The organism is Clostridium sp. M62/1 (genome assembly GCF_020736365.1).
Classification (GTDB): Bacteria; Bacillota; Clostridia; order Lachnospirales; family Lachnospiraceae; genus Otoolea; species Otoolea saccharolyticum_A.
In genome coordinates this window covers 1,912,451-1,935,352 of record NZ_CP085988.1, presented here as the reverse complement: position 1 = coordinate 1,935,352, position 22,902 = coordinate 1,912,451, and the positions used below count along the sequence as shown (strand labels likewise).

General features: G+C 51.8%; 22 protein-coding genes and 1 other annotated feature. Of the genes, 8 read left to right on the top strand and 14 right to left on the bottom strand.

Annotated features, from left to right (window positions below):
• Positions 1-123 precede the first annotated feature (123 nt).
• The 6 genes from LK436_RS09105 (at position 124) to LK436_RS09080 (ending at position 6,581) form a co-directional block, all read left to right on the top strand.
• Complete coding sequence (locus LK436_RS09105; RefSeq protein ID WP_008398803.1) at positions 124-1,221, top strand: prephenate dehydrogenase; 1,098 nt, start codon at positions 124-126, stop codon at positions 1,219-1,221.
• Positions 1,222-1,256: 35 nt separating this feature from the next.
• Positions 1,257-2,540 (top strand): 3-phosphoshikimate 1-carboxyvinyltransferase, encoded by a 1,284-nt coding sequence (aroA, locus tag LK436_RS09100; protein ID WP_008398801.1) that lies wholly within the window; start codon positions 1,257-1,259, stop codon positions 2,538-2,540.
• A gap of 92 nt (positions 2,541-2,632) precedes the next feature.
• Positions 2,633-3,376, top strand: a complete 744-nt coding sequence (locus LK436_RS09095; protein ID WP_008398799.1) for a hypothetical protein — start codon at positions 2,633-2,635, stop codon at positions 3,374-3,376.
• Positions 3,377-3,413: 37 nt separating this feature from the next.
• Positions 3,414-3,659 (top strand) — a binding site (T-box leader).
• Positions 3,660-3,761: 102 nt separating this feature from the next.
• Positions 3,762-4,868: an ABC transporter substrate-binding protein gene (locus tag LK436_RS09090; RefSeq protein WP_008398798.1), complete on the top strand. Its 1,107-nt coding sequence runs from the start codon at positions 3,762-3,764 to the stop codon at positions 4,866-4,868.
• Positions 4,869-4,916: 48 nt separating this feature from the next.
• The gene (locus LK436_RS09085) at positions 4,917-5,807 is read left to right on the top strand and encodes an ABC transporter permease (RefSeq protein ID WP_008398797.1); all 891 of its coding nucleotides are present in this window, start codon (positions 4,917-4,919) and stop codon (positions 5,805-5,807) included.
• Positions 5,808-6,581: an ABC transporter ATP-binding protein gene (locus tag LK436_RS09080; RefSeq protein WP_008398796.1), complete on the top strand. Its 774-nt coding sequence runs from the start codon at positions 5,808-5,810 to the stop codon at positions 6,579-6,581.
• A gap of 214 nt (positions 6,582-6,795) precedes the next feature.
• On the opposite strand, the gene LK436_RS09075 is transcribed toward LK436_RS09080, so the two are convergent.
• From LK436_RS09075 to LK436_RS09065, 3 genes are all read right to left on the bottom strand, one after another.
• Positions 6,796-7,752, bottom strand: coding sequence for a 4Fe-4S binding protein (locus LK436_RS09075; protein ID WP_008398794.1), 957 nt, complete (start codon positions 7,750-7,752; stop codon positions 6,796-6,798).
• Between the two features lie 100 nt (positions 7,753-7,852).
• Entirely contained in the window at positions 7,853-7,999 is a 147-nt protein-coding gene (locus tag LK436_RS09070; RefSeq protein WP_008398792.1) for a CD1871A family CXXC motif-containing protein, read from the bottom strand.
• The gene (locus LK436_RS09065; protein WP_044931663.1) at positions 7,999-8,631 is read right to left on the bottom strand and encodes a TlpA disulfide reductase family protein; all 633 of its coding nucleotides are present in this window, start codon (positions 8,629-8,631) and stop codon (positions 7,999-8,001) included. The genes LK436_RS09070 and LK436_RS09065 overlap by 1 nt, the downstream gene beginning before the upstream one ends.
• A 178-nt stretch (positions 8,632-8,809) precedes the next feature.
• Between LK436_RS09065 and LK436_RS09060 the strand changes: the two genes are divergently transcribed.
• Both LK436_RS09060 and LK436_RS09055 read left to right on the top strand, forming a co-directional pair.
• The gene (locus tag LK436_RS09060) at positions 8,810-9,019 is read left to right on the top strand and encodes a hypothetical protein (RefSeq protein WP_008398790.1); all 210 of its coding nucleotides are present in this window, start codon (positions 8,810-8,812) and stop codon (positions 9,017-9,019) included.
• A complete protein-coding gene (locus LK436_RS09055) occupies positions 9,016-9,447 on the top strand; it encodes a DUF2383 domain-containing protein (protein WP_008398788.1) in 432 nt (143 codons plus the stop codon). The genes LK436_RS09060 and LK436_RS09055 overlap by 4 nt, the downstream gene beginning before the upstream one ends.
• Positions 9,448-9,592: 145 nt before the next feature.
• Here LK436_RS09055 and LK436_RS09050 read toward each other — a convergent pair whose 3' ends face one another.
• The 11 genes from LK436_RS09050 to LK436_RS09000 form a co-directional block, all read right to left on the bottom strand.
• A complete protein-coding gene (locus LK436_RS09050; RefSeq protein ID WP_008398786.1) occupies positions 9,593-10,324 on the bottom strand; it encodes a Sir2 family NAD-dependent protein deacetylase in 732 nt (243 codons plus the stop codon).
• A 209-nt stretch (positions 10,325-10,533) separates the two neighbouring features.
• On the bottom strand, positions 10,534-11,337 hold the full coding sequence (locus tag LK436_RS09045) for an SDR family NAD(P)-dependent oxidoreductase (RefSeq protein WP_008398785.1): 804 nt from the start codon (positions 11,335-11,337) through the stop codon (positions 10,534-10,536).
• A 57-nt stretch (positions 11,338-11,394) separates the two neighbouring features.
• Entirely contained in the window at positions 11,395-13,227 is a 1,833-nt protein-coding gene (locus tag LK436_RS09040; protein WP_227910196.1) for an ABC transporter ATP-binding protein, read from the bottom strand.
• A gap of 108 nt (positions 13,228-13,335) precedes the next feature.
• A complete protein-coding gene (locus LK436_RS09035) occupies positions 13,336-14,136 on the bottom strand; it encodes an ABC transporter permease (RefSeq protein WP_008398783.1) in 801 nt (266 codons plus the stop codon).
• A 38-nt stretch (positions 14,137-14,174) separates the two neighbouring features.
• Entirely contained in the window at positions 14,175-15,119 is a 945-nt protein-coding gene (locus LK436_RS09030; RefSeq protein ID WP_008398781.1) for an ABC transporter permease, read from the bottom strand.
• A 123-nt stretch (positions 15,120-15,242) separates the two neighbouring features.
• A complete protein-coding gene (locus LK436_RS09025) occupies positions 15,243-16,817 on the bottom strand; it encodes an ABC transporter substrate-binding protein (RefSeq protein WP_008398779.1) in 1,575 nt (524 codons plus the stop codon).
• 75 nt (positions 16,818-16,892) lie between these two features.
• Positions 16,893-17,765: a radical SAM protein gene (locus LK436_RS09020; RefSeq protein ID WP_021965814.1), complete on the bottom strand. Its 873-nt coding sequence runs from the start codon at positions 17,763-17,765 to the stop codon at positions 16,893-16,895.
• A gap of 51 nt (positions 17,766-17,816) precedes the next feature.
• Entirely contained in the window at positions 17,817-18,683 is an 867-nt protein-coding gene (locus LK436_RS09015; RefSeq protein WP_015574820.1) for a glycerophosphodiester phosphodiesterase family protein, read from the bottom strand.
• A 59-nt stretch (positions 18,684-18,742) separates the two neighbouring features.
• The gene (locus LK436_RS09010; RefSeq protein WP_008398774.1) at positions 18,743-19,198 is read right to left on the bottom strand and encodes a MarR family winged helix-turn-helix transcriptional regulator; all 456 of its coding nucleotides are present in this window, start codon (positions 19,196-19,198) and stop codon (positions 18,743-18,745) included.
• A gap of 111 nt (positions 19,199-19,309) precedes the next feature.
• On the bottom strand, positions 19,310-19,471 hold the full coding sequence (gene rd, locus LK436_RS09005; protein ID WP_015543983.1) for a rubredoxin: 162 nt from the start codon (positions 19,469-19,471) through the stop codon (positions 19,310-19,312).
• 294 nt (positions 19,472-19,765) lie between these two features.
• Positions 19,766-22,900 (bottom strand): DEAD/DEAH box helicase, encoded by a 3,135-nt coding sequence (locus LK436_RS09000; RefSeq protein WP_008398772.1) that lies wholly within the window; start codon positions 22,898-22,900, stop codon positions 19,766-19,768.
• Positions 22,901-22,902: the final 2 nt, after the last annotated feature.

Sequence of the window (22,902 nt, the reverse complement as noted above, 5' to 3'; positions counted from 1 at the left end):
ATATTGACATGTCTGCCTGGTGTGGTAAACTTGTTTTACCATATTTCTGGACAGAATAGAAAATGGAGCCTGAAACAGGCTGCACAACACACCATTTAAAAGTTTTACAGGAGGACACAAGACATGCAGAATATAACAGCAGGCTTTATCGGTCTCGGGCTGATTGGAGGCTCCATTGCCAGAGCGCTCAAAAAACGTGCGCCCTCTACGGTCATCATGGCCTATATGCGCACACGGGAAACGCTGCTTACTGCCAGCCGGGACGGCGCTGTGGATATCGTTTTGGACGGAATCGGAGAACCTCTGCGGCAATGCGACATTATCTTTCTGTGCACACCGGTAGAGTATAACGAAGAATATCTGAGGCAGCTGCAGCCTTACCTGAAGCCCGGCGCCATTGTGACGGATGTGGGGAGCACCAAGACGCAGATCCACGAGGCGGCCAGAGCTCTCTCCATGGAAGAATCCTTTATCGGCGGACATCCCATGGCCGGATCTGAGAAAACCGGCTATGAGAATTCGACGGATCATCTGCTGGAAAATGCCTATTACATCCTTACTCCTACTGAGCAGACCCCTGCCTCCTCCACCGCCCTTATGACAGAGCTTGCCTCTCTGATCGGAGCCATTCCCATTGTCCTGGATTTCAGGGAACACGACAGGATCGTGGCCGCCGTCAGCCATCTGCCCCACCTCATTGCTTCCAGCCTGGTAAACCTGGTCCGGGAGGACGATAAGGAGAGCGGCATGATGAAGCAGCTGGCCGCAGGCGGCTTCAAGGATATTACCAGAATCGCCTCTGCTTCCCCTGTCATGTGGGAGCAGATCTGCATGACCAACAGCAGCAACATCGCATCCATGCTTGAAGAGTATATCGGATCTCTCCAGCAGATCCTTGTCCAGCTTAAGGGGCACGACAGCCCTGCTGTGAGAAATCTGTTTGAGACAGCAAGAACATACCGGGACTCCTTCGAGAAGAGAACATCCGGCCCTATTTCTCCGGATTACTCCTTCTCTGTGGACGTCTGTGATGAACCGGGAGCCATCTCCATCATCTCCGCCATTCTGGCCGGAAAGGGGATCAGCATCAAAAACATCGGAATCAACCACAACCGGGAGGGAGGCGAGGGGGCCCTCTCCATTACCTTTTACGATGAGGCGGCCAGGCAGGCTGCATGGGACAGGCTGAAAAAATATAACTACACCCTGTTTAACTTTTAATCTGGCTTTTCACTTATATTATCAGGAGGTTACACATGATATTTTCCACTCAGAATCACGGTCTACGGGGCGAAGTCACCGTTCCCGGCGACAAATCCATCTCCCACCGCAGCGTCATGTTCGGCGCCATTGCCAAGGGTCTTACCGAGATTGACGGATTTCTCCAGGGGGCAGACTGCCTTTCCACCATCTCTTGCTTTGAGCGCATGGGAGTTTCCATCGAAAACAGAGGGGAGCGGGTGCTGGTTTTCGGAAACGGAATGCACGGGCTTAAAGAGCCGGACGGGGTGCTGGACTGCGGCAACAGCGGGACAACGACCCGTCTTCTCTCCGGCCTTCTCTCTGCCCAGCCTTTCTGCGTCACCCTGACCGGAGACGAATCGATCAGAAAGCGCCCCATGAAGCGCATTATCACTCCCCTCAGCCAGATGGGTGCTTCCATCAAAAGTGTAAATAACAACGGCTGCGCCCCCCTTTTCATCGAGGGTCAGCGCCTCCATGGAATTTCCTACCAGTCCCCGGTGGCCTCCGCCCAGGTCAAATCCGCCGTCCTGCTGGCCGGCCTCTACGCAGAGGGGGAGACGCGGGTGACGGAGCCTTATCTGTCCAGAAACCACAGCGAGCTGATGCTTGCCCACTTCGGCGCAGACGTAAGGACAGAGGGAACCACTGCCGTTCTGAGGCCTGCCAGAGAGCTGTTGGGCCAGAAAATTTCCGTTCCCGGGGACATTTCCTCCGCGGCCTTTTTCATCGCCGCAGCTTTGATGGTTCCCGGCTCGGAGCTTCTGATCCGGAATGTGGGAATCAATCCCACCCGTGACGGAATTCTCACCGTCTGCCGCAGCATGGGGGCTGATATTGAGATTCTCAACCCGTCTGCCGGAAGCGGCGAGCCTGTGGCAGATCTGCTGGTGCGCCACTCTTCCCTCCACGGAACGGAGATTGGCGGGGCGGTCATCCCAACCCTCATCGACGAGCTTCCCGTCATCGCCGCCATGGCCTGTCTGGCTGACGGAAAAACAGTCATCCGCGATGCCGCTGAGCTGAAGGTGAAGGAATCCAACCGAATTGCCGTCATGACGGAAGGTCTCTCGGCCATGGGGGCAAGGGTGGAGGAGACGGCAGACGGAATGATTATCCATGGAGGCTCACCTCTCCACGGGGCTGTCATCGACAGCCGAAAGGATCACCGCATCGCCATGACCTTCGCCGTCACGGCTCTCGCCGCTTCCGGCCAGACAGAGATTCTCGATGCGGACTGCGTATCCATCTCCTATCCTGGCTTCTATGGGGATCTGAAACGGCTCTGCTGCCGGTAGAGCAGAGAGGCAACAGCTGATACAGAAACACCGCCGGCCAGATTGACCGGCAGCAAAGAAACTGTTCACATCAGTTTTCGCGAGGAGTCTTTATGCTGTCACATAAAAATAAAATGACTCTCCTTATTTTGGCAGTTATTTTTTTATTTTTTTGCAGCCTGTCTGCGCTGTATCGTCACCCCGCTCCTGTTTCCTTTTCCAGCGAGAAGATTTGTTCTGACTTAAGCGCACAGGATTCTTTTTCTTTTTTGAAAACATACTGTCACGTACATCTGAATGGTGAAGTAGAAAAAAATACGATTAAAAATACATATATTTCTACGCCTTCGGATGCAATAGAAACTTGTCTTTTTGATCCTGAAACAGACATAACCTTTCGCCCCCAATACTATGCAAAAGACAGGACAGGCTGGTTTTTCTACAGAAATGGAGAAAATAATACATGGAAAAAAGAAAAACTGGAAAATTTTTCCTTGAAAGATTATTTGAAAACCGTTTCATTTTCTATCAGGGGAACCGATTTAAAGGTCGTTGACAACTGGAAATATGCCGGAAAATCTACGCTATGCAATCGCAAGGCTCTCCGTTTCGACGGAACCTGCCCGATAGAGGTGTTCTCCAGAGACCAGGCAAACTTGAGCGGGCTTTCTGATGGGGATACCTCTTACCTTTCCGATTTCTCGGGTGATATAGCTGTCAGCATCTGGACAGATAAAACAGCAGAAAAAGTTTTACAGCTCCAGTACGACCTTTCACAGCTGAAACCAGAAAATGGGACGGATATTGTAACCGTAACCCTCTTGGATGAAATCGTCCCGTTTGAAATTCCCTATTGACAAACAGCTCGAAAAGTATTAGGATAGGGTTCAATAAAACAAACCGTTGAGAAAGAGAAGTAAGCCAGATTGTTGCATCACAGAGAGCCGCGGACAGGTGGAAGCGCGGTATGACACAGCCGGCCGAATGGACTTTTGAGGGCATTCCAGATACAGCTTTCGCTGAGGTAGGGAATGACGGAAACCGCAACCGTTATCTTCGCGGCATATATGTTGGTATATGAAAGAGTGGACTCTATGTCAATTTTGGGTGGTACCGCGGATTTGTTAATTCGTCCCAGATACAGGAAACTGTGTCTGGGACTTTTTATTTAACTGCCGCTTTCCCCTTACACTCCTTCCAGTACAGCATAATCACAATTCTATTATTTTGGAGGTATGTACTATGAGAAAGAGAACCATCGCAGCCTTATTAATCAGCGCCATGACCGCAGCCGTCCTCTCCGGATGCTCCGGTTCAGACAGTGGAACAGCAAACCCAGGGGAAAGCAAAACGGCAGAAACCGCAGCGGCAGAGACAGACACCGCGGGCACTAAAGCTGCAGAAGAGGCAGGAAATACAGCTCCCCTTGCCGACGGAGAATATACCATCGGCATCGCCCAGTACGCCGTTCACGGTTCACTGGACAACTGCCGGGAAGGCTTCCTGAAGGGTCTCGCCGATGAGGGCTTTGTGGAGAATGAAAACCTGAAAATCATCTACGAAAACGCCAACGGCGACGGTTCCCTCTCCGGCCAGATTATCACAAACTTTGTCTCCAATGACGTGGATCTCATCTGCGCCATCGCAACTCCCATCGCCCAGAGCGCATACGGAGTGACAAAGAGAACCGACATTCCCGTTGTTTACACCGCCGTCACGGATCCGGTGCTTGCAGAGCTTGCCACGGAGGATCAGATGCCGGTAGGTGAGATCACCGGAACCAGCGACAAGCTCCCCGTTTCCGAGCAGCTCTCCATGATCCGTAAGCTTCTTCCGGAGGCAAAGACCGTGGGAATCCTCTACAGCACCAATGAGGTCAACTCCCAGGCCGCCATCGAGGAATACAAACAGGCTGCTCCGGAATACGGCCTTGAGATTGTGGAAAGCGGCATTTCCACAGTGGCAGACATCCCGCTGGCTGCAGAACAGCTGGCTGCAAAGGTGGACTGCATCAGCAATCTGACTGACAACAATGTGGTAAGCTCCCTTCCGGTTGTCCTGGACGCTGCCAATAAAAATGGCATCCCCGTATTCGGAAGCGAGATTGAGCAGGTTAAAAAGGGCTGTCTGGCTGCCATGGGACTTGACTATGTGGCTCTGGGAGAGCAGACCGGACGCATGGCTGCAAAGGTTTTAAAGGGCGAGACCAAAGCAAGCGAAATGCCTTACGAGCTTATAGAGGGCGCATCCTTCTACGGTAACACTGCAGTCGCTGAGAATCTGGGCATCACCCTTCCAGAAGAGCTGACAGACAGTGCGGCAGAAATGTTTGACGAGATTGCACAGTAGCAGAAATGTTTGACGAGATTGCACAGTAGCAGAAATGAGGTAACACACATGACCATTTTTCTTTCCATCCTCATCCAGGGTCTCATCTACTCGCTGATGGCTCTTGGCGTATATATCACCTACAGCATCCTGGACTTTCCGGATCTGTCCGTTGACAGCACCTTTCCCTTCGGCGCAGCTGTGACAGCTGCCGCCATCATAGCAGGAGTTCCCGCCTGGCTCACTCTTCCTTTGGCTTTTCTCGCGGGAGCTCTGGCCGGGACAGTGACAGGCCTGATCCATGTGAAGCTCAAAGTCAGGGATCTGCTGTCCGGAATCATTGTCATGACCGGTCTGTACTCCATCAACCTGATCGTGGCGGGGAACAAGGCAAACCTCCCTATCTACAGTCAGGAAACCATCTTTGAGAACGAGATGACCTCCGCCCTGTCCAACCGCACCTTTGACATTACGGTAGCGGCCATCCTGCTTGTGATTGTACTGATCGTAAAGCTCCTTTTAGATCTGTATCTGAAGACGCGCTCCGGCCTGCTTCTGCGGGCCGCCGGCGACAATGAAACCCTTGTGACGGCTCTGGCCAAAGATAAAGGCACCGTAAAAATTATCGGACTGGCCCTGGCCAACGGGCTGGCTGCTCTGGCAGGCTGCGTATTCTGCCAGCAGCAGGGCTTTTTCGAGATCAGCGTCGGGACAGGAACCATTGTCACAGGCCTTGCAAGCGTGATTATCGGAACAAAGCTCTTTGCAAAGCTGGGATTCCTGAGAACTACCACCGCAGTCATCCTCGGCTCCATTCTCTACAAGGCCTGTACCTCCCTGGCCATGAATGTGGCACAGAACTTCGGCATCAACACTTCAAACAACAAGTTCGTCATCGCCGCCATGTTCCTGATCATCCTTGTGTTAAGTGATCGCTCCGCGAGAAAGAAGGTGAGATAAATGCTGGAAATCAAACATATCAGAAAATTTTACAATCAGGGAACCGTCAATGAGATGTGCCTGTTTGAGGATTTCAGTCTGACTGTCCGCCAGGGTGAGTTCGTCTCTGTAGTGGGCAGCAACGGCTCCGGCAAGACCTCTCTCCTGAACATCATCTGCGGAAGCATCCCCGTAGATGCGGGAAGCATCCTCATCAACGGAACCGACATTTCAAAAATGCCGGAATACAAACGGCAGAGGGTCATCGGCCGGGTCTTTCAGAACCCTTCTATGGGAACCTGCCCTAACATGACAATCCTTGAAAATATGTCTCTGGCAGACACAAAGGGAAAGCCCTTTAACCTGCGCTGGGGAACAAACCGGAAGCGGATTGACTTTTACCGGGAAAATCTGAAGCTCCTGGGGCTGGGACTTGAGGATAAGCTGGATGTGAAGGCCGGCGTCCTCTCCGGAGGCCAGAGGCAGGCTATGGCTCTTCTCATGTCGACGATGACTCCCATCGAATTTCTGATTCTCGACGAACACACAGCAGCTCTCGATCCGAAGACGGCAGAAATTATTATGGAGCTGACTGACAAGATTGTGAAGGAGAAAAAGCTGACTACAATCATGGTCACCCACAATCTCAGATATGCGGTCGAGTACGGCAGCCGCCTTCTCATGATGCACCAGGGTCAGGCAGTCATGGACAAAAATGCCGCGGAAAAATCCGCCGTGAAGGTAGAGGATATTCTCGAAAAGTTCAATGAAATCAGCATTGAGTGCGGAAATTAAAGGCTGAGAGAAAAAGGTTAAAAGAAACGATTGAGAAGAAAAGATTAAAAAGGAAACAGGAGGACGTTTTGTGGCTTTCACCGGCACAAAACGTCCTCCTGTTTCTGACTTTTTCTATTTCCGCATTCGCCTGCTGTCTTCCCACCCGGCTTTCTGACAGGCAGCGGAATATTTTCTCAGCAGCTTTTCAGCGCGCTCTGCTTCCATAAATCGATTAGACTGCTCCTCTCTCGTTTTTTTCCTGCCCTGCTGCCCGTCTCTCCTTCTCCTCCTGCCCGTGCAGGCGAAAGCCGGAAGTGAGCGCCCCTGTGGGACATGCTGTCCTGCAGTCGCCGCAGCGTATGCATTCCGCGCTGTTGGGCTTTTCCCAGACCTTAATATCCATTTTGCAGGCCCTCTGGCAGGACTTGCAGCCGATGCACTTATTTTCGTCCACCTGAAGCCGGTACAGGGCCACCGGGTTAAACAGTCCGTAAATCGCCCCGAGAGGACATACGTATTTGCAGAACGGTCTGTAATATTTGACTGAGAGAACCACGGTCAGAATCAGCAGAAACATTTTCCACGAAAACAGAGTGCCTATGGCGGAGCGCAGCAGCGGATTTCCCAGCGCCAGCGGAATTCCTCCCATCAGTGTCCCGCTGGGACAGATGTATTTGCAGAACCACGGCTCCCCGTTGCCCGTTATTCCCGCCACAGCCGACGGCAGGAGGATGACAAACAGTACCAGAATCACATATTTGAGCTGTCTCAAAAATCTGTGTCCCGGAAGGTTTTTCCGCTTTCCGGGAAATGGAATTTTGTGCAGCAGATCCTGAAACAGTCCGAAGGGGCAGAGCCATCCGCACACCAGCCGCCCCAGCACGGTTCCAAAAAGCATCAAAAATCCCAGTACATAGCAGGAGAACGTAAACTCACTGCTGGAGAGCACAGCCTGCAGAGAGCCGATGGGGCAGCTTGCAAGCGCTCCCGGACAGGAATAGCAGTTAAGCCCCGGCACGCACAGGCGTTTCAGCTTGCCGGTATAAATCCTTTTTTCCAGAAATCCGGCTGCATATCCATTTGTGACGGCAAACCAGGCAGCCTGCACGAGCAGGCGAAACCGGCCGGCCGGCTTTGCCCGGCTCGTTTTTTCTGCTGTCTTTTCTGACAGATGTCGCTTTTCTTTCATCTCTCTTTGCTCTCTCTTCTATCTCTTTTTCTTTCTCTTGTGCTGTCTTTTTTCTTTCTCTTTTTCACCGCGCCTGCACTCCGGTTCCGTCTGTCCTCTTCTATCCGAGGCCGATACATTCCATGCAGATGTTGGCAGCCTTCACAAAAACCACCGCCACCTCATCCCGGTACACTCCGGCAGCCAGAAAAACCACTGCTGCCAGCAGCAGACCTGTCTGAGTCAGGCGAAGCCTCTTCCTTCTCATCAGGCCTCCCCCTGTACAGAGGCCAGCATCTCCTCTATAATCTCCGTCCATCCGTCTTTATCCCTGGCTCCCATATAGGCGGACCCCACCTGCTTTCCCTCGCTGTCCACAAAGATTGTCATGGGCACAGCCATCACCTGCGGAAGCAGGGTGTCAACCAGATCGCCGGACATGGCAAGGTGAAGATAGTCTGCTCCCGTCTGCTCTGCCAGCTCTTTGGCCTTCTTAACCTGGGCCTCGTCAAGCTTCCTGTCTGCATTCACCGTGTCAGAGCAGATTCCGATTATCTGCATGCCCTTGTCTTTATATTCCTCACTCAACTCTCCCAAATCCGGCATCTCGTCCAGGCATGGCGTGCAGAAGGTTCCCCACACGTTGATCATGGTCAGATCCGCATCCGCGAAAATACTCTGATCCACCTGGTTTCCATCCAGATCCTGGGCAGTAAACGCCTCGAATACTCCCCTGCTCTCCTCGCTTTCCCCAGTCTGGCTTTCCTCCTGATTATCCTGTTTGGAAGCTGCCTGAACCTCTGTCCCGACGGTTTCTGAGTTTTTCTGACTCTGACAGGCTGTGAGCAGGGATACTGCTGCCATGCAGAGTGCTGCTTTTATAAATAAATTTTTCTTCATTTCACCCATCCTTTCTGTTGTTCAGCCGTTCCCTGATAATACCATGAATGCCATAAAAAAACAATGAAATTTCCATTAATTCTTTTCCTCCATATGTCTAAACCGCATTTTTTCTCCCCATACTAAGCAGAGAAACAAATTGCAGCGCTGCTGCGCCTGAAAGGAAAGGAGAATTTCAGTGAACATTTACGATTACAGAACCATTCCTCCTGAGGAATCTGCCTACCACGCCAGAGCTGCCGGGACCGACGCATCCCAGCCAGCGGCAGATGATAATCCCGGCGCCCGCCATATGGCCAAGGCAGACGACACACATTCTGAACACAACAGCACAGCTTATGGAGCAGCCCATCTGAAAGGCTCCAGAAAAAGGAAAGGAGAAGGATGATGACACAGGATATTGAACTTTTAAACCAGATACACCAGAATGCAGATATGGGCCGGGACAGCATCCGCCATATCATTCAGCTGAGCAATGACTCTCAGTTTCTCCATGCCCTGAATTCCCAGCTTGACGAATATGAGGAGGCTTACGACGAGAGCGGAAGGCTTTTAAGAGCTCAGGGAGTTCAGGCTGAGGATGCAAGCCCGGTGGCCAAGGCCATGTCCCGGGTAACTTCCACTATGAAGAGCCTTGTAAATCCCTCCACCTCCAAACTGGCCGAGATGATGATACAGGGAAACACCATGGGAGTGACCGAACTGAAAAAGCAGCTCAACGCCTACCACGGCTCCAATCCGGCGATAGTCAGTCTGGCCAAACGACAGCTGAACATGGAAGAGAAAAATATCGAAGAGATGAAAAAATACCTGTAGAAATTACAGGGCTGGCCTGGCAATATTTTTCCTCCTCTCCATCCCGCCCACATCCGAAGAGGCCGGCCCCGTCTAAATCAGGGCCGGCCTCTTTTACTTTTTCATTTCCGCGCTGCTTTCTGCCGCCGCACTGAGCAGGCAGCTTTTAATACCCGAGCTGTTCCAAAACATGTCCCGGCTCGTCAATAATAACCATGTCTGCCTTTGCGTCTGAATAGTGGGGCGTTCTGTGGATTGCCACCAGGTATTTTCCGTGGAAATACCTGAAATAATTGGAGAATACGTCCGATCTGAGTGTTGTGCCGAGCAGCAGAAGAACCTCCGCCTTTTCAACCTCCTCCGTCGTCCTCGTCATGATCCGGCTGTCAACCATCTCCCCGAACAGAGAAACCTTCGGCCTGATTGTCGAGTTACAGACACGGCAGCTCGGAATTCCCTTTGCATTCAGCATATCATCTACCGTGTAAAGCTCTCCGCAGTGGGGACACTGATTCTCAAACACTGATCCGTGCAGATTAATTACATGCTCGCATCCGCCCCTGATTGCCTGATTATACACATTTGCGGTAATAATACACTGGAGCTTTCCGGCAGCCTCCATCCTTGCCATAACATAGCTGCCGGCAGCCGGCTCGGGGATATGCTTCAGAATCTCTTCTTTATAAAAATTGAAAAACTTTTCCGGCCGGGTGTTATAATAGGCGCTGGTAAAAATATATTCCGGCGACGCGCCATATTTCTTTTCGATCTCGTATGCCCGCTCCGGAGCCTTTATTCCCGTGACTCCCCCTTCTGTCATCATGCCTGAACCGCAGAGGGCTACCGTATAATTGCTCTCATCCAGAATCCTTCTGAGCGCTGCAATCCTTTCATCCATAAAATCGCTCCTCCTCCTTTTCACACTTGCTCATCCCCCGCACATCTGTCCATTGCGGTCTGCATCTGAAATATAAGAAACCGTCTTATGAATTTCTCTGATTGTAATTATACTATATTTCCGGCGTCTTTTCTATATATTACTGCAAAGTTTTTATTAAATTCCGACAAATATTGGTTAATCGCCCAATTAGTTCTTAATTATGCCCCCTAATGACGATTTTCTGCTGAAAGTCCCATCAGATCCCCGTATACAGGTGTTCCCATCCCGAAACCGCCGGAAACAGAGAGAACCTGTCCCGTGGTATAGGCAGCCTCCTCACTTGCAAAGTACAGAACAGCGGCGGCAATCTCCTCCGGCGTTCCCATCCTCCGGATCGGTGTGTGGCGCAGAAACAGTTCCTGGAAAGCCTCAGACATATTTCCCTTCACCGCATCCGTAGCCGTCTGCCCCGGGCAGACCACATTGACGCGGATTCCGTTCCTTCCCTCCTGGAGCGCAATATTCTTTGAAAGGTAGATGATGGCGTCCTTGCTCACCGCATATCCGATTCTGGCCACATCCGGAAGCTGGCCTCCGATGGAGCTGATGTTGATGATGCTGCCGCCTCCCTGCCTTTTCATAACCGGGAGCACTGCCTGGACAGAGAGGTAGACACTGGCCAGGTTTAAATCCAGGGTATTCATAAAGTCTTCATAGGCTGTCTTCTCAATGTCCAGATCCGTCTTCGGATTGGAGGTTCCAAAGTTGTTTACCAGAATATCGATTTTTCCCTCTGAGGCTTCCACCTCCTTTGCCATGGAAGCGTAGGATTCCTTCACCGATGCGTCGCAGTATACCCATTTTGCTGAAAGCCCCTGGCCTGCAAGCTCTTCTATCCTCTGTTCAGCCGCTTCCCTGTTTCTGGCAGCCATGTAGACGATGGCTCCCTCCTTCGCCAGCGCCTTAACACAGGCCCAGCCGATCCCCCTGGTAGATGCAGTGACAATGGCAGCTTTTCCTTTTACATTCATTTGCTTCTCCTTTCCGCTCTGTTTAAGCTATCTAGTCTCCTGTGTCTGTCCTGTTTTTTAAGCCTCTCCTCTCTCCTGCTCCGGAGAAGTTTTCTCCTCCGCAAACAGAAAGCATTTCACCTCGTGGGCGTCTTCCAGCCTTATTACCTCCGGCCTTGCGCTCTCACACTGCTTCGTCCGCTTCGGGCATCTGGGGAAGAAAGGACAGCCTGCGCTCTCTCTTCCAAAGGTTTCCCCGATATCAGAAGATAGATGCATCTCTTTCCTGTCTTTCTCCTTCTCTCCACCCAGAGAGGATTCCAGCAGCAGCCTGGTATACGGATGGCAGGGATTTCTGTATATTTCCTCTACATCCCCAGATTCTACAACCTCTCCCAGATACAAGACAGCTACTCTGTGGCAGATCCGGCGCACAATGTTCAGATCATGGCTCACAAACAGAAGAGTATTTTTCCTCTCCTGGTGAATATCCAGCAGCAGTTTCAGAATCTGAGACTGAACTGTTACATCCAGGGCAGACACCGGCTCGTCGGCTACCAGCAGCCTGGAATCGGCCAGCAGAGCCGCTCCGATGCTGATTCTCTGTCTCTGACCTCCCGAAAGCTCTCTGGGGCGCCTGCTGTAGAACGACTCGTCAAGCCCTATTTTTACAAGCATTTCCTCAGCCAGCCTGCGCCTCTCGCTCCTGTCGCGGATTCCCCTGAGACGCAGAGGCTCCTCGAGAATCCACCCGATTTTCCTGGCAGGATTCAGGGAGCCGAACGGATCCTGAAATACCATCTGCGGGTGCAGTTCCCCCTCTGTATGAATCTCGCCGGAGTAATCCCTGTTGAGGCCGACTATCGTCTTTGAGAGAGTGGATTTTCCGCAGCCGCTCTCTCCGACAATTCCCAGTATCTCCCCCTCCTTCACCGTGAGATTGACATCGCAGAGGACATGCTTTTTGGAAGGCTTCTTAAAAATCCCTCCCCCTTCCCTGTAGAATACGTCCAGATGGGAGATATTCAGAATCTCCTTCCCGCTTTCTGTATCTCTGGCCGCCTGCGGGATAGAGGCCACCAGGCGTTTCGTGTATTCATGCTGAGGGTGGTTCAGCACCTGGCTGACCTCCCCCTCCTCCACTATCACTCCTTTGTAAATGACGAGAACACGGTCGCAGATCTCCCTGATTACATTCAAATCATGGGAAATAAAGAGAATGGATGTGTTCTGTTCCTCATGAATTCTGCGCAGCAGTTTCAGAATCTGCGCCTGCACAATAACATCCAGAGCAGTAGTAGGTTCATCTGCAATCAATAGTCTGGGAGCGGCAATCATCGCCTGGGCAATCATAACCCTCTGGCGCATTCCTCCCGACAGCTCATGGGGATACCGTTCCAAAAGCTCCTCTGGCTCTGAGAGGCCTACCTGCTCCAGAGCCTGGGCAGACCTCTCCCGGATCTCCTCTCTTGTAAGCTCTGTATGCAGCTCCAGGTTCTCCCCCACCTGCCTTCCGATTTTCATGACGGGATTTAAGGAGGTCATCGGCTCCTGAAACACCATAGAAATTTCACGGCCCTGTACCTTCTGCATCTCTTTTGGGGACAGCTTGAGCAGATCCACCGTCTCCCCGTCCTTTTGGGAAAATTCTATGCTTCCTCTCTCTGCCTTCGCGCGCTCCGGCAGAAGTCCCATCATGGCAAGCGCTGTCATGGATTTTCCGGATCCGCTCTCTCCCACCACTCCCAGTATCTCCCCCTCATAGATGGGGAAGCTGATTCCTTTCACAACCTCCGTTTCCGGCCCGTTGTCATTAAATTCCACTGACAGATCCCTCACCATAGCGAGAATCTGCTTTTCGCTTCCGTCCTTCCCGCCTGCTTTGGTCTGTGTCTTTCTGTACTCTGTCATGTTCATACCTGCTTTTTTAAACTGCATTTTTGCTGTTACCGGAGGCAGCCCTTCATTGCCTTTTTCCAAACTGCCCTTCCCGTCTGACTGCATCGCTTCCTGTATCTCCTACTGCTGAAGCTGCCTGAGTCCTTCCCCTGTCATGGAAAAGCCGAGGATGATAAGAATAATCACAACACCCGGGAAAATGGCATACCAGGGGGTTCCAAACAGATAGGACTGAGCCTCTGAGAGCATTCTGCCAAGGCTCGGCTCCGGCGGCTGTACACCCAGCCCCAGATAGCTCATGCCTGCTTCAGAGAGAACGGCATTATTAAAGGATATAGCTGCTGTGGTAAGGATGCTGACTGACGCATTGGGGAGAATGTGGACAAAGATAATTCTCAGATTTCCCACGCCCATCACCCTAGCGCTCTTTACAAAGTCAAGCTCCCTGCAGCGGATTACCTCGCTCCTGACAATCCTTGCAAACACGGGGATGAACAGGATCCCAAGAGCCAGAATGATATTGTATTTTCCAGGCCCCATCAGGCTGATAAAAAGAAGCGCCAGCAAAACGCTGGGAAAGCTCAGAATCATATCGCTGATCCGCATCAGCGCATTATCCAGAATACCTCCGTAGTAGCCGGTGAGGGCTCCTGCCGCCGTACCCAGCACCCCTCCTATGAGGACTGTACAGACTGCCACAAAAAAGGTATTGCCGCTGCCATACATAACTCGGCTTAAAATATCCCTTCCAAAGTTGTCCGTTCCCATAGGGTGAGCCAGGCAGGGCGCCATATTTACCTGCAGGGCATCCATCTGGGTAGGGGGATAGGGTGTCCAAAACTGCCCTAAAATAGCGGCTGCCAGAAAAAATAAGGTGAGCGACAGCCCCAGGATTAAATTCCAGTTTCGTTTCTTTTTCACGCTTTCTCTCCTCCGTGACGAAAATTAGATGGCTCTGCCTACGATGTCCTGACTCTGGGATCCAGAAGCTGGTACATCATATCCACCAGGAAATTCACAAGCACCACCACCAGCGTCACATACATCACAATCGCCTGCACAATCGGGTAGTCCCTGTTTGAGATGGAGCTGATCAGAAGCCTTCCTACTCCGGGAACGCTGAACACCTGCTCCACAATGATACTTCCTGCCAGAATCTCAGCCACCACCATAGCCACGAAGGTAATGACCGGAATCAGAGCATTCTTCAGCACGTGGACATACAGAATCCTCCTGCTGCTGTTTCCTCTGCTCCTCGCCGTGCGCACATAATCTCTGGAGAGCTCAGACAGCACGGAATTTCTCAGAAACTTTACCACCATGGCAATTTTGGGAAGAGCCACAGCCGCAGCCGGAAACACCAGATAGGAAACTGCCCCCCAAAAGCTCTCCGACGGTGCCACAAACTGTCCCGGCTGGAACCACTTGAGAATCAGACCGCACACATAAGTCAGGATAATTCCCAGAAAAAAGGAGGGAACGGCCATAACCACCTGAAGAGTTCCGTTTACCGCGTGATCGAGAGCCCCTCCCGCTCCTCTGGCGCACAGAAGCCCCAGAGGCACAGAACAGACCAAAATCATCACAAGGGAAACTGCTGCCAGCAGAACCGTAACCGGAAGCCTGACCGCTAAAAGCTCGCTCACTGTCATGTTATCGTAATAGTAGGAATCTCCAAAATTTCCTCTCACTGCACCTGACAGCCAGTTGACATATCTGACCGGCATCGGATCATTCAGTCCGTACTCTTCCCTGAATGCTTCAATCTGCTCTTCTGTCGCATCCTCTCCCAGACGCGTCAAAGCCGCATCCCCCGGAATAACAGAAAAAGCAGTGAATGTGAGAAGAGATATCAGCAACAATGTGATAATGAGAGTAACCAGTTTCTTAAAAAAGTATTTCATCGATATCCTCCGGCAATTCACTGCCTTATTTTTATGAGCCAGGCAGAGAATTCTTACTCTCGCTCTTCTGCCCGGCCTGCTTGTTCATTTTTTCAGACGGTTTCAGCCACCGTCCGTCTTCTCTTACTCTCCGATTTCATATACCAGAGACATATCGTCACCTGCTGTAGGATAGAAGGTATATCCGCCAAGTCTTTTGTTCACTGCTACAAAGTTGGCCGGATCCTGGATATACACAGCAGCCGCATCCTCTGCCAGAATCATCTGAGCCTCCTTGTAGAGGGCTTCCTTTTCTGCCTCGTCTACTGTAGTGTAGGCTTTGTTAAATACCTGATCGTATTCTGGATTTGAGTAGTGCATAAAGTTTTTCTTATTGCCCGTTGTGTACTTCATCAGCCAGTCATTCGGGGCAAGAGTCCCGTCAAAGCCAATCACTGTGGCCTCAAACTTTCCGTCTGTGTACACATCGCTGAGCCAGGTACTCCACTCGACCTGATTGATGGTGGCATTCACTCCGATCTGACTTAACTCTTCTACGATGATCTGGGCCGTATCCACATGCTGGGAGTAAGAGCTCGGCACTGTAATCTCCAGATCAAAACCGTCCGGATAGCCTGCCTCTGTTAAAAGCTCCTTGGCCTTCGCCGGATCATAGCTGTAGACTTTTTCCGCCTGAGGCTCGTAGTACACAGCCATATTGGGAATCATGTGGGAACCGATCAGATGGCTCTTTCCTCCGAACAGGAACTGGTTGATGGCGTCCCGGTCCACCCCATAGCACAGAGCCTGCCTTACCTCTTTCTTGGAAAGCGGCTCATAGGCGCTGTTTAAAAACATAGCCTGAACCAGGTTCATGCTTCCGCTTTCCACCTTAAAGCTGTCATTTAAAGTCTGCACCTGAGCGCTGGTCAGGTGTTTCAGAATGTCGATAGTGCCTGCCTGAAGCTCCATAAACGCAGTATCTACGTCAGCCGTAATCTTAAAGGTCACCTCATCCAGATAGGGAAGCCCTTCCTGCCAGTAGCCGTCATACTTCTCCAGTACAACTGACTGGTCAGGCGTGTAGGACACAAACTGAAACGGGCCTGTTCCAATGGGATTTCCTGCCGGGTTCTCATTGGCGGCAGGAATAATATAAGCCTGGGAGAGATCTGCCAGGAACTCAGAATAGCTCTCATTCAGTTTCACCTCAATGGTCTTTTCGTCCTTCACAGCTACTTCTGAGAGCATAGAAAAAGCGGAGCCCTGATTGGCCTCCGCACATCGATCAATGGAATATTTGACATCCTCGGCCGTCACAGGAGTTCCGTCGTGAAAAGTGATTCCTTCTCTGAGGGTAAAAGTATAAGTCTTTGCGTCCTCTGAGATCTTGTAATCACTGGCCACTGCCGGTATCAGACTGCCGTCCGGGGCGGGCTTCACAAGCCCTTCGTACAAATTGAAAACCACATCTCTAGTTCCTGCGTCCGTTGTAGCGTGGGGGTCAAGACTAGCCAGGTCGTGTGTCATGCCAACCACAACACTTCCGCCTGCTTTGGGTGTTCCTTCTGAAAGAGTATTACCTTCTTCTGCAGCAGATGCTTCATTCTGCTTTGCCGCTGAGGATCCTTCTCCATTCTTGCCGCCACCGCATGCGCAGAGTGCAGCAGATACGAAAAGTGTCGTCAAACCTAAAAGAATCTTCTTCTTTTTCATCATTTTTTCCTCTCGTTATCCGTAATATTCTCTCATTATTTAATTGTCCCCTACATTGTAACAGATTTCGCCAGAATTTCAATCCTTTTTCTTGTTTCTCTTTTCATACAAAAGGCGTTCTGCCGCCCTGTCCAGATGGATGAGCATCTTCTCCCTGTCCTCCGGAAGTTTTCCCCTGGTTCTGACTTCAATATTATCGTGAAAGCCGTCATAGAGAAGGGAAAAGTCCCCGATCTGTTCAATCAGACTCCTCTCCTCCAGCAGATTCTCATACTCGTCAGCCGGAACAAAGGTCCCCCTCTCGATCTCCCTCCAGAGTGGAGCCTCCCTGTGCAGGAAGATGGTAAAATTAATAATCCGATCTGGTTCTGTCCGGTTTATGAACCGGGCTGTTTCCTCCGCATTTTTCTGTCCGTTCCCCTTTCCGGCCAGACCCAGCATCAGATGGGCATTGTAGGAAAAGCCCTGCTCCCTGATCCTTCCTATCTCCCTGTATGCCTCCTCCGGTGTGTGGTCTTTTTTCATGAAGCGCAGCACCTTGGCCATTCCGCTCTCTATCCCCAGGTAGAGTCCTCTCGCTCCGGCCTGAAAGAGAGCTCTCAGCTCCTCGTCGCTCTTTTCCCGGATATTGGTCACAGTGGCATCCATGTTGACCTCCCTGCATGCGGGAAAGGCCTCGTGAATCCTGTCAAGAATTTCAAGCAGCCTCTCCGTGGGAAGACCAAAGGCATTTCCATCTCCCAGAAATACACGTTCCGGATTTCCTCCAAGGGTCTTTACCCTCGAAAGCTCTGCCTGAATCTGCTCCATGGGAAGCAGACGGCTGGATACATGCTTAAACAGTGTACAGAATATACAGCGGTTGTAGGAGCATCCCACAGCCACCGGAAGCATAAACGATGCCCGCTCCATCGGCGGACGGCAAATCTGTCCCTCATATTCCATCGCCATTTTCCATACCTCCTGATTTTCCAAGTGTCTCCGTCTCAGCAAATAGTGCCTTTACTCCTCTTTTCTCTCCTTTTCCTCCTCCGGCCGAAAGCTGTCGAAAATAAACAGATCAAACCGTTTTCTCTGTTTCTCCAGATCCTTCTGGCTCTTGATGGTCCAGGCTGCCATCTTGCACTTGTGGATCCTGCGCATCAGACGCACAGCCAGAGATTCCGAGAAACGGCAGTTGTAAGCAATGAAATCCGGTCCGCTCCATGCGTTCAGCAGACAGTTGGTAAGCACCAGCTGTGCCGGCCACGGAGTCTTAAGCCCTTCCCGTCTGTGGTTGGTGGCAAGCTGTCCTCTCAGCACATGAGGCCTGTTTTTCTTAAACCATCTGACTGCCAGCGGGCTGAAAGACTCCATACAGTAAAGGCCGCTGTAGCGGTCAAGGCAGGCCGCCACAATCTCACAGAGCTCCCTGTATTTTCGTTCTGCCTTAATCTCCACAACCAGCGGAACCCGTCCTCCCACAGCGCTCAGCACCTCTTCCAGCAGCGGAATGCGCTCCTTCGTTCCGAACAGTCCGTAAGCCTTAAGCTCTTCGTAAGTACAGTCCTCCACCATCCTGTCCGCTCCTGCGGCCCGTTTTAAGTCATAGTCATGGAACACCACAGGGCGCTTATCTTTGGTGAGCTGCACATCCAGCTCAATCCCATACCCCATCTTTGCTGCTCTTCGGAAGGCGGGAAGGGAATTTTCCGGGCAGCCCTCCTCATTGTTGTGAAACCCTCTGTGAGCTATATAATATTTTTCAAAATCAGCCAGCCGCTCCTTTCTCCCTGATTCCGGCTTCATGCAGTAAAAAAGTGAGAGACAGGACACTGTCATCATACCCGGAATCACAACTGGCAGCATCATCGGAATTGTCAATACCATTTTTATCACCATCTTTTAGTATAGCACAGACGAAGGCGTAAATTTGGCTGTGCCTGTTTCTATCTGCTTTCCTCCTGGAGAAGAGACTCACCGTTCTTAATAATCCGGTTCAGAAAATTCTCAAACTGCAGAATCTCTTCCTCCGAAAAACCGGAAAACATGGAAGCCTCTGTGTATTCAAACAGCCGTTTGCTCTCATCCGCCACCTTCTGTCCGCCGCAGGTCAGCCGCAGACAGCTGCGCCGGCTGTCCGTCCGGTCAGTATCCTTTATCAGGTATCCCTCTTTTTCCAGCTTTTTTACGGCTACCGCCACTGACGCTGTAGAAACATTTCGCCTGGCTGCAATCTCTCTCTGGGTTGCCCCCGGGTTCTTCTCAATATAGAGAAGGAGCTGGCGCTGGCTTTTAGAAATTCCAGTCTTCTCCATCTCCCTTCTCAGATAATTCTGGTGCAGCCTGGCAGTCACCGCGCACTTCTCCATTACCCTGCCAAGCAGCCCTTTTCTCTCTTCCACAGGTCTTCCTCCCTCCTTTCCGGAATGCGGACGATCTTATGCAAAAATCCCCTCCGGCCGTGTAAAACCAGAGGGGGTAACTTCTGTTCTTCCTATTCTGCTGCTCTGCGATTACTCCTCAACAGAAAACTGATCCTTGCCTACGCCGCACAGCGGACATACCCAGCTCTCCGGAATATCCTCAAAGGCTGTTCCTGCTGCCACTCCGTTATCCGGATCTCCCTCAGCCGGATCATAGATATAGCCGCATACGTCACATACATATTTCTTCATGATAAAATCCTCCTTATCCATCAAGGTTCTGAATTTCGATATTTCCCTGTCTCAAACACTCAGTTCCCGGATACGGCCTGTACCTGTGTCGGATATCCTTCCGGCAGGTACTTAACCAGGCTGTCTCAGCCTTCTTCTCTGGCCGTCCCTGAACTCTGCTATTACTATAGCATAGGACTTCTCTTTTGTCCACTACTATTTTGATAAAAATTACTATTATTATTTTTTTATGCTATCTCTGATCTGCCTCTGCAGGCAATTCTGATCTTTGTATACAGAAAACTGTCCCCCTCATCACGGCTCCAGCAGCTTTAAGAGCTCCTCCCGCCCAAGGCCGGCCAGAGAGACACTGCCCTCTGTCACAATCCGTTCTGCCAGCTCCGATTTGGACTCCTGAAGGTGAAGAATACTCTCCTCCACTGTCCCCTTCATAATCAGCCGGAACACCGTCACCTGCTTTTTCTGGCCAATCCGGTGCGCCCTGTCTGTGGCCTGATCCTGAGCCGCGGCATTCCACCAGGGATCATAGTGGATCACCACATCCGCAGCCGTCAGATTCAGCCCCGTACCTCCTGCCTTTAAGGAAATCAGGAACACCGGAACGTCCCCTGCATAAAACTTGGCAGTCAGACGGCTTCTCTCCTCCTTAGAGGTGGCCCCAGTCAGCACAAAGCAGCCGATCCCGGCTCTGTCAAGCCTCTTCTTTATAATCGGGAACATGGAGGCAAACTGGGAGAAGAGCAGAACCCTGTGCCCGGCCGCAACCGCCCCTGAGAGCAGAGCCAGACAGGTTTCCAGCTTTGCCGACTCACCCTTGTAATTTTCATAACAGAGGGAGGGATCACAGCAGATCTGGCGAAGCCTTGTAAGTCCTGCCAGGATCTGTATTTTTCCCGGCAGCTCCCCGCCAGCTTCCAGCTCCTGCCGGAGCCGGAGCACATTGGCCCCGTAGAGCTTTTTCTGCTCTCCCTCGAAGGCAGAGTATACCACCCTCTCGATTTTTTCCGGCAGTTCTTTCAGCACATCGCACTTCAGGCGGCGCAGCAGGAAGGGGCCAATCAGGCGGCGCAGATTCGCAGCCGCTCTCTCATCCCTGTCCTTCACAATGGGAATCTCGTACATGGTCCGGAATTTCCCATAGGCAAACAGAAATCCCGGCATCAGGTAGTCAAAAATACTCCAGAGCTCTCCCAGATGATTTTCCACAGGAGTGCCCGTCAGGGCAAACCGGGTGCGGGCCTTTACCTCTTTCACTGCCTTCGCGCTCTTGGTGGCCGCATTTTTGATGCACTGAGCCTCATCAAGGATCTCGAACCGGAAACTCTTCTCCCGGTATATTTCAATATCTCTCTTCAGCAGATCATAGGAAGTCACAATCACCTGGCAGGAATCCATCCCGGCGAGCAGCTCTCTGCGCTCCCCCAAGCTGCCTGCCGCCGTCAGAACCCGCAGAGACGGAGCGAACACAGACAGCTCGTGGGCCCAGTTATAGACCAGAGATGCAGGGCAGACAATCAGGGACATTCCCTCCTCCTTCGCGGAGAGCAGAAGGGCGATCACCTGTATGGTCTTCCCAAGCCCCATGTCGTCCGCCAGAATGCCGCCAAAGCCCCAGTGGTCCAGGGTACGCAGCCAGCGGTAGCCCGTTTTCTGATATTCCCTCAGCTCCCCCTGAAAGGATGCAGGAATCTCAAAATCGCTGTCCGCCACCGACTTCATCCCCCGCACCACCGCCTTGTAAAGGCTGTCCCTGTAAAAGGCAATCCCTCCCTCTTCTCTGACCATCTGATCCAGGTAGAGAGCCCGATAGCCCGGCAGGACAATCTGTTTTTCTTTCAGCTCCCCCTTTCCGATGCCAAGCCCCTCCTGAAGCCTTGCAATAGTCATGAAGCCGTCATCCGACAATTTTAAGAATTCCCCGTTTTTCAGCCGATAATACTTCTTTTTCTGTCTGTAGGCGTCGAGAACCTTTAAAAGCTCCGTACCGCTCATATCCCCTGTGTCGAGTGTCAGCTTCAGCCATCCGTCTGCCGCTGACACTCCCAGAGAAATCTCCGGGGCACGGCGGATATTGAGCCCCCTGAATCTGTCAGAGAACCAGATTTCTCCAAGCTCTCCAAACTGCTCCATCCCCTCGTCCAGAAGACGGTACAGGGCATCATCTCCCGCTGCCAGAAGAAGCCTTCCCGTTCCCTCCTCCCTGGCGGAAAAGTACCTGGTGATCAGGCAGCTTACCCGAAATTCTCCCGGCACATCCCGGCAGATTTCTTTTGGAACTTCCCCGTCGTCCATTGGGTGAAAATGGTAGTCCCCATAAGACAGGCTGGGTGTCAGGGCAATTCTCCCGTCATCGAGGCAGTCAAACGCAAAGCGGACCGAGAGGGGTTCCGGTCTTGCGCTCTCCAGGTCTACTCCCTCCTGCGTGAGAATCCCGAAGGCCTCCATGCCCTTTAAAACCCGCTCATAGAACAGGGGGATATCCCTCTCTCCCACCAGAGCGCTCCCCGGCTCCTCCCGGTTCTTCAAAAGCTCTGACAAAAACACGGACATGGCCTCCGTGTACTCTCTGCTGCATCGGTACAGTTTTTTTGTATCTGCCACATAGAGGCTTTTCTCCCCTTCAAAGACAAGGAGATCCGGCGGCACGCTCACCTTTATTCCACCCTTCCCGGCCTTTTTCACTGTGACGCAGAAATCAGGATCCCCGTTTACTGCCTCCAGAATTCTCCTGTGTCCCCTCATGTCCTCGCACTGCAGATTTCTCCCCTCAATCAGTTCAAAAAAGCGGTCCGCGTCAGCCCTCCCCAGCTTCAGGCTGCGAAGCGCAGGCACTGCCGGCATCTGGCCTCTCCTGATCTGTCCATAGTGGTCCAGATATGTGAGAGCCAGCTGGGATGCAAAGGCGGCCATTCCCCTGCTCTCCTTCGTAAAGGCGTTCAGATCGTGATTAAAGGCCAGCCCTCTGCCGTATTCCACATATCGCCCCTCTCTCACCGCCTGGGCGAAAGCTGCCAGATCCCTCAGCAGATACTCCCGCCCCCTCTTTAAGCTGGCTTCGAGAAAGAGCCCTTCCCTGCGTATAAGAAGAAGGGGCAGAAATTCCACATCCTCCCCTTCGCTCTCTGCCACAATTTCCGCCACCTGGCGGTTTGTGTATTCCCGTATCATCATCCTCACAGACTGGGAAGTAGACACAGCCTTTTCCTCTCTCTCCCGTCCTTCTGCCTGATACGCCCTGTAGAGCTCCTGCCCATGACGGCACATGGTCCGGCCAGAATTTCCCCCACTACAGGAACAAGAGTAGTCAAAAATCTGACTACCCTTGATGTAAACCTTCGTATGATAGATGTGTCCCTCGTCCTCCACCTTTCCTGAAATGCAGATCTCTCCCTTCCAGAAGACGTCAGCCGACAGCTCCTTCACCTCCATAT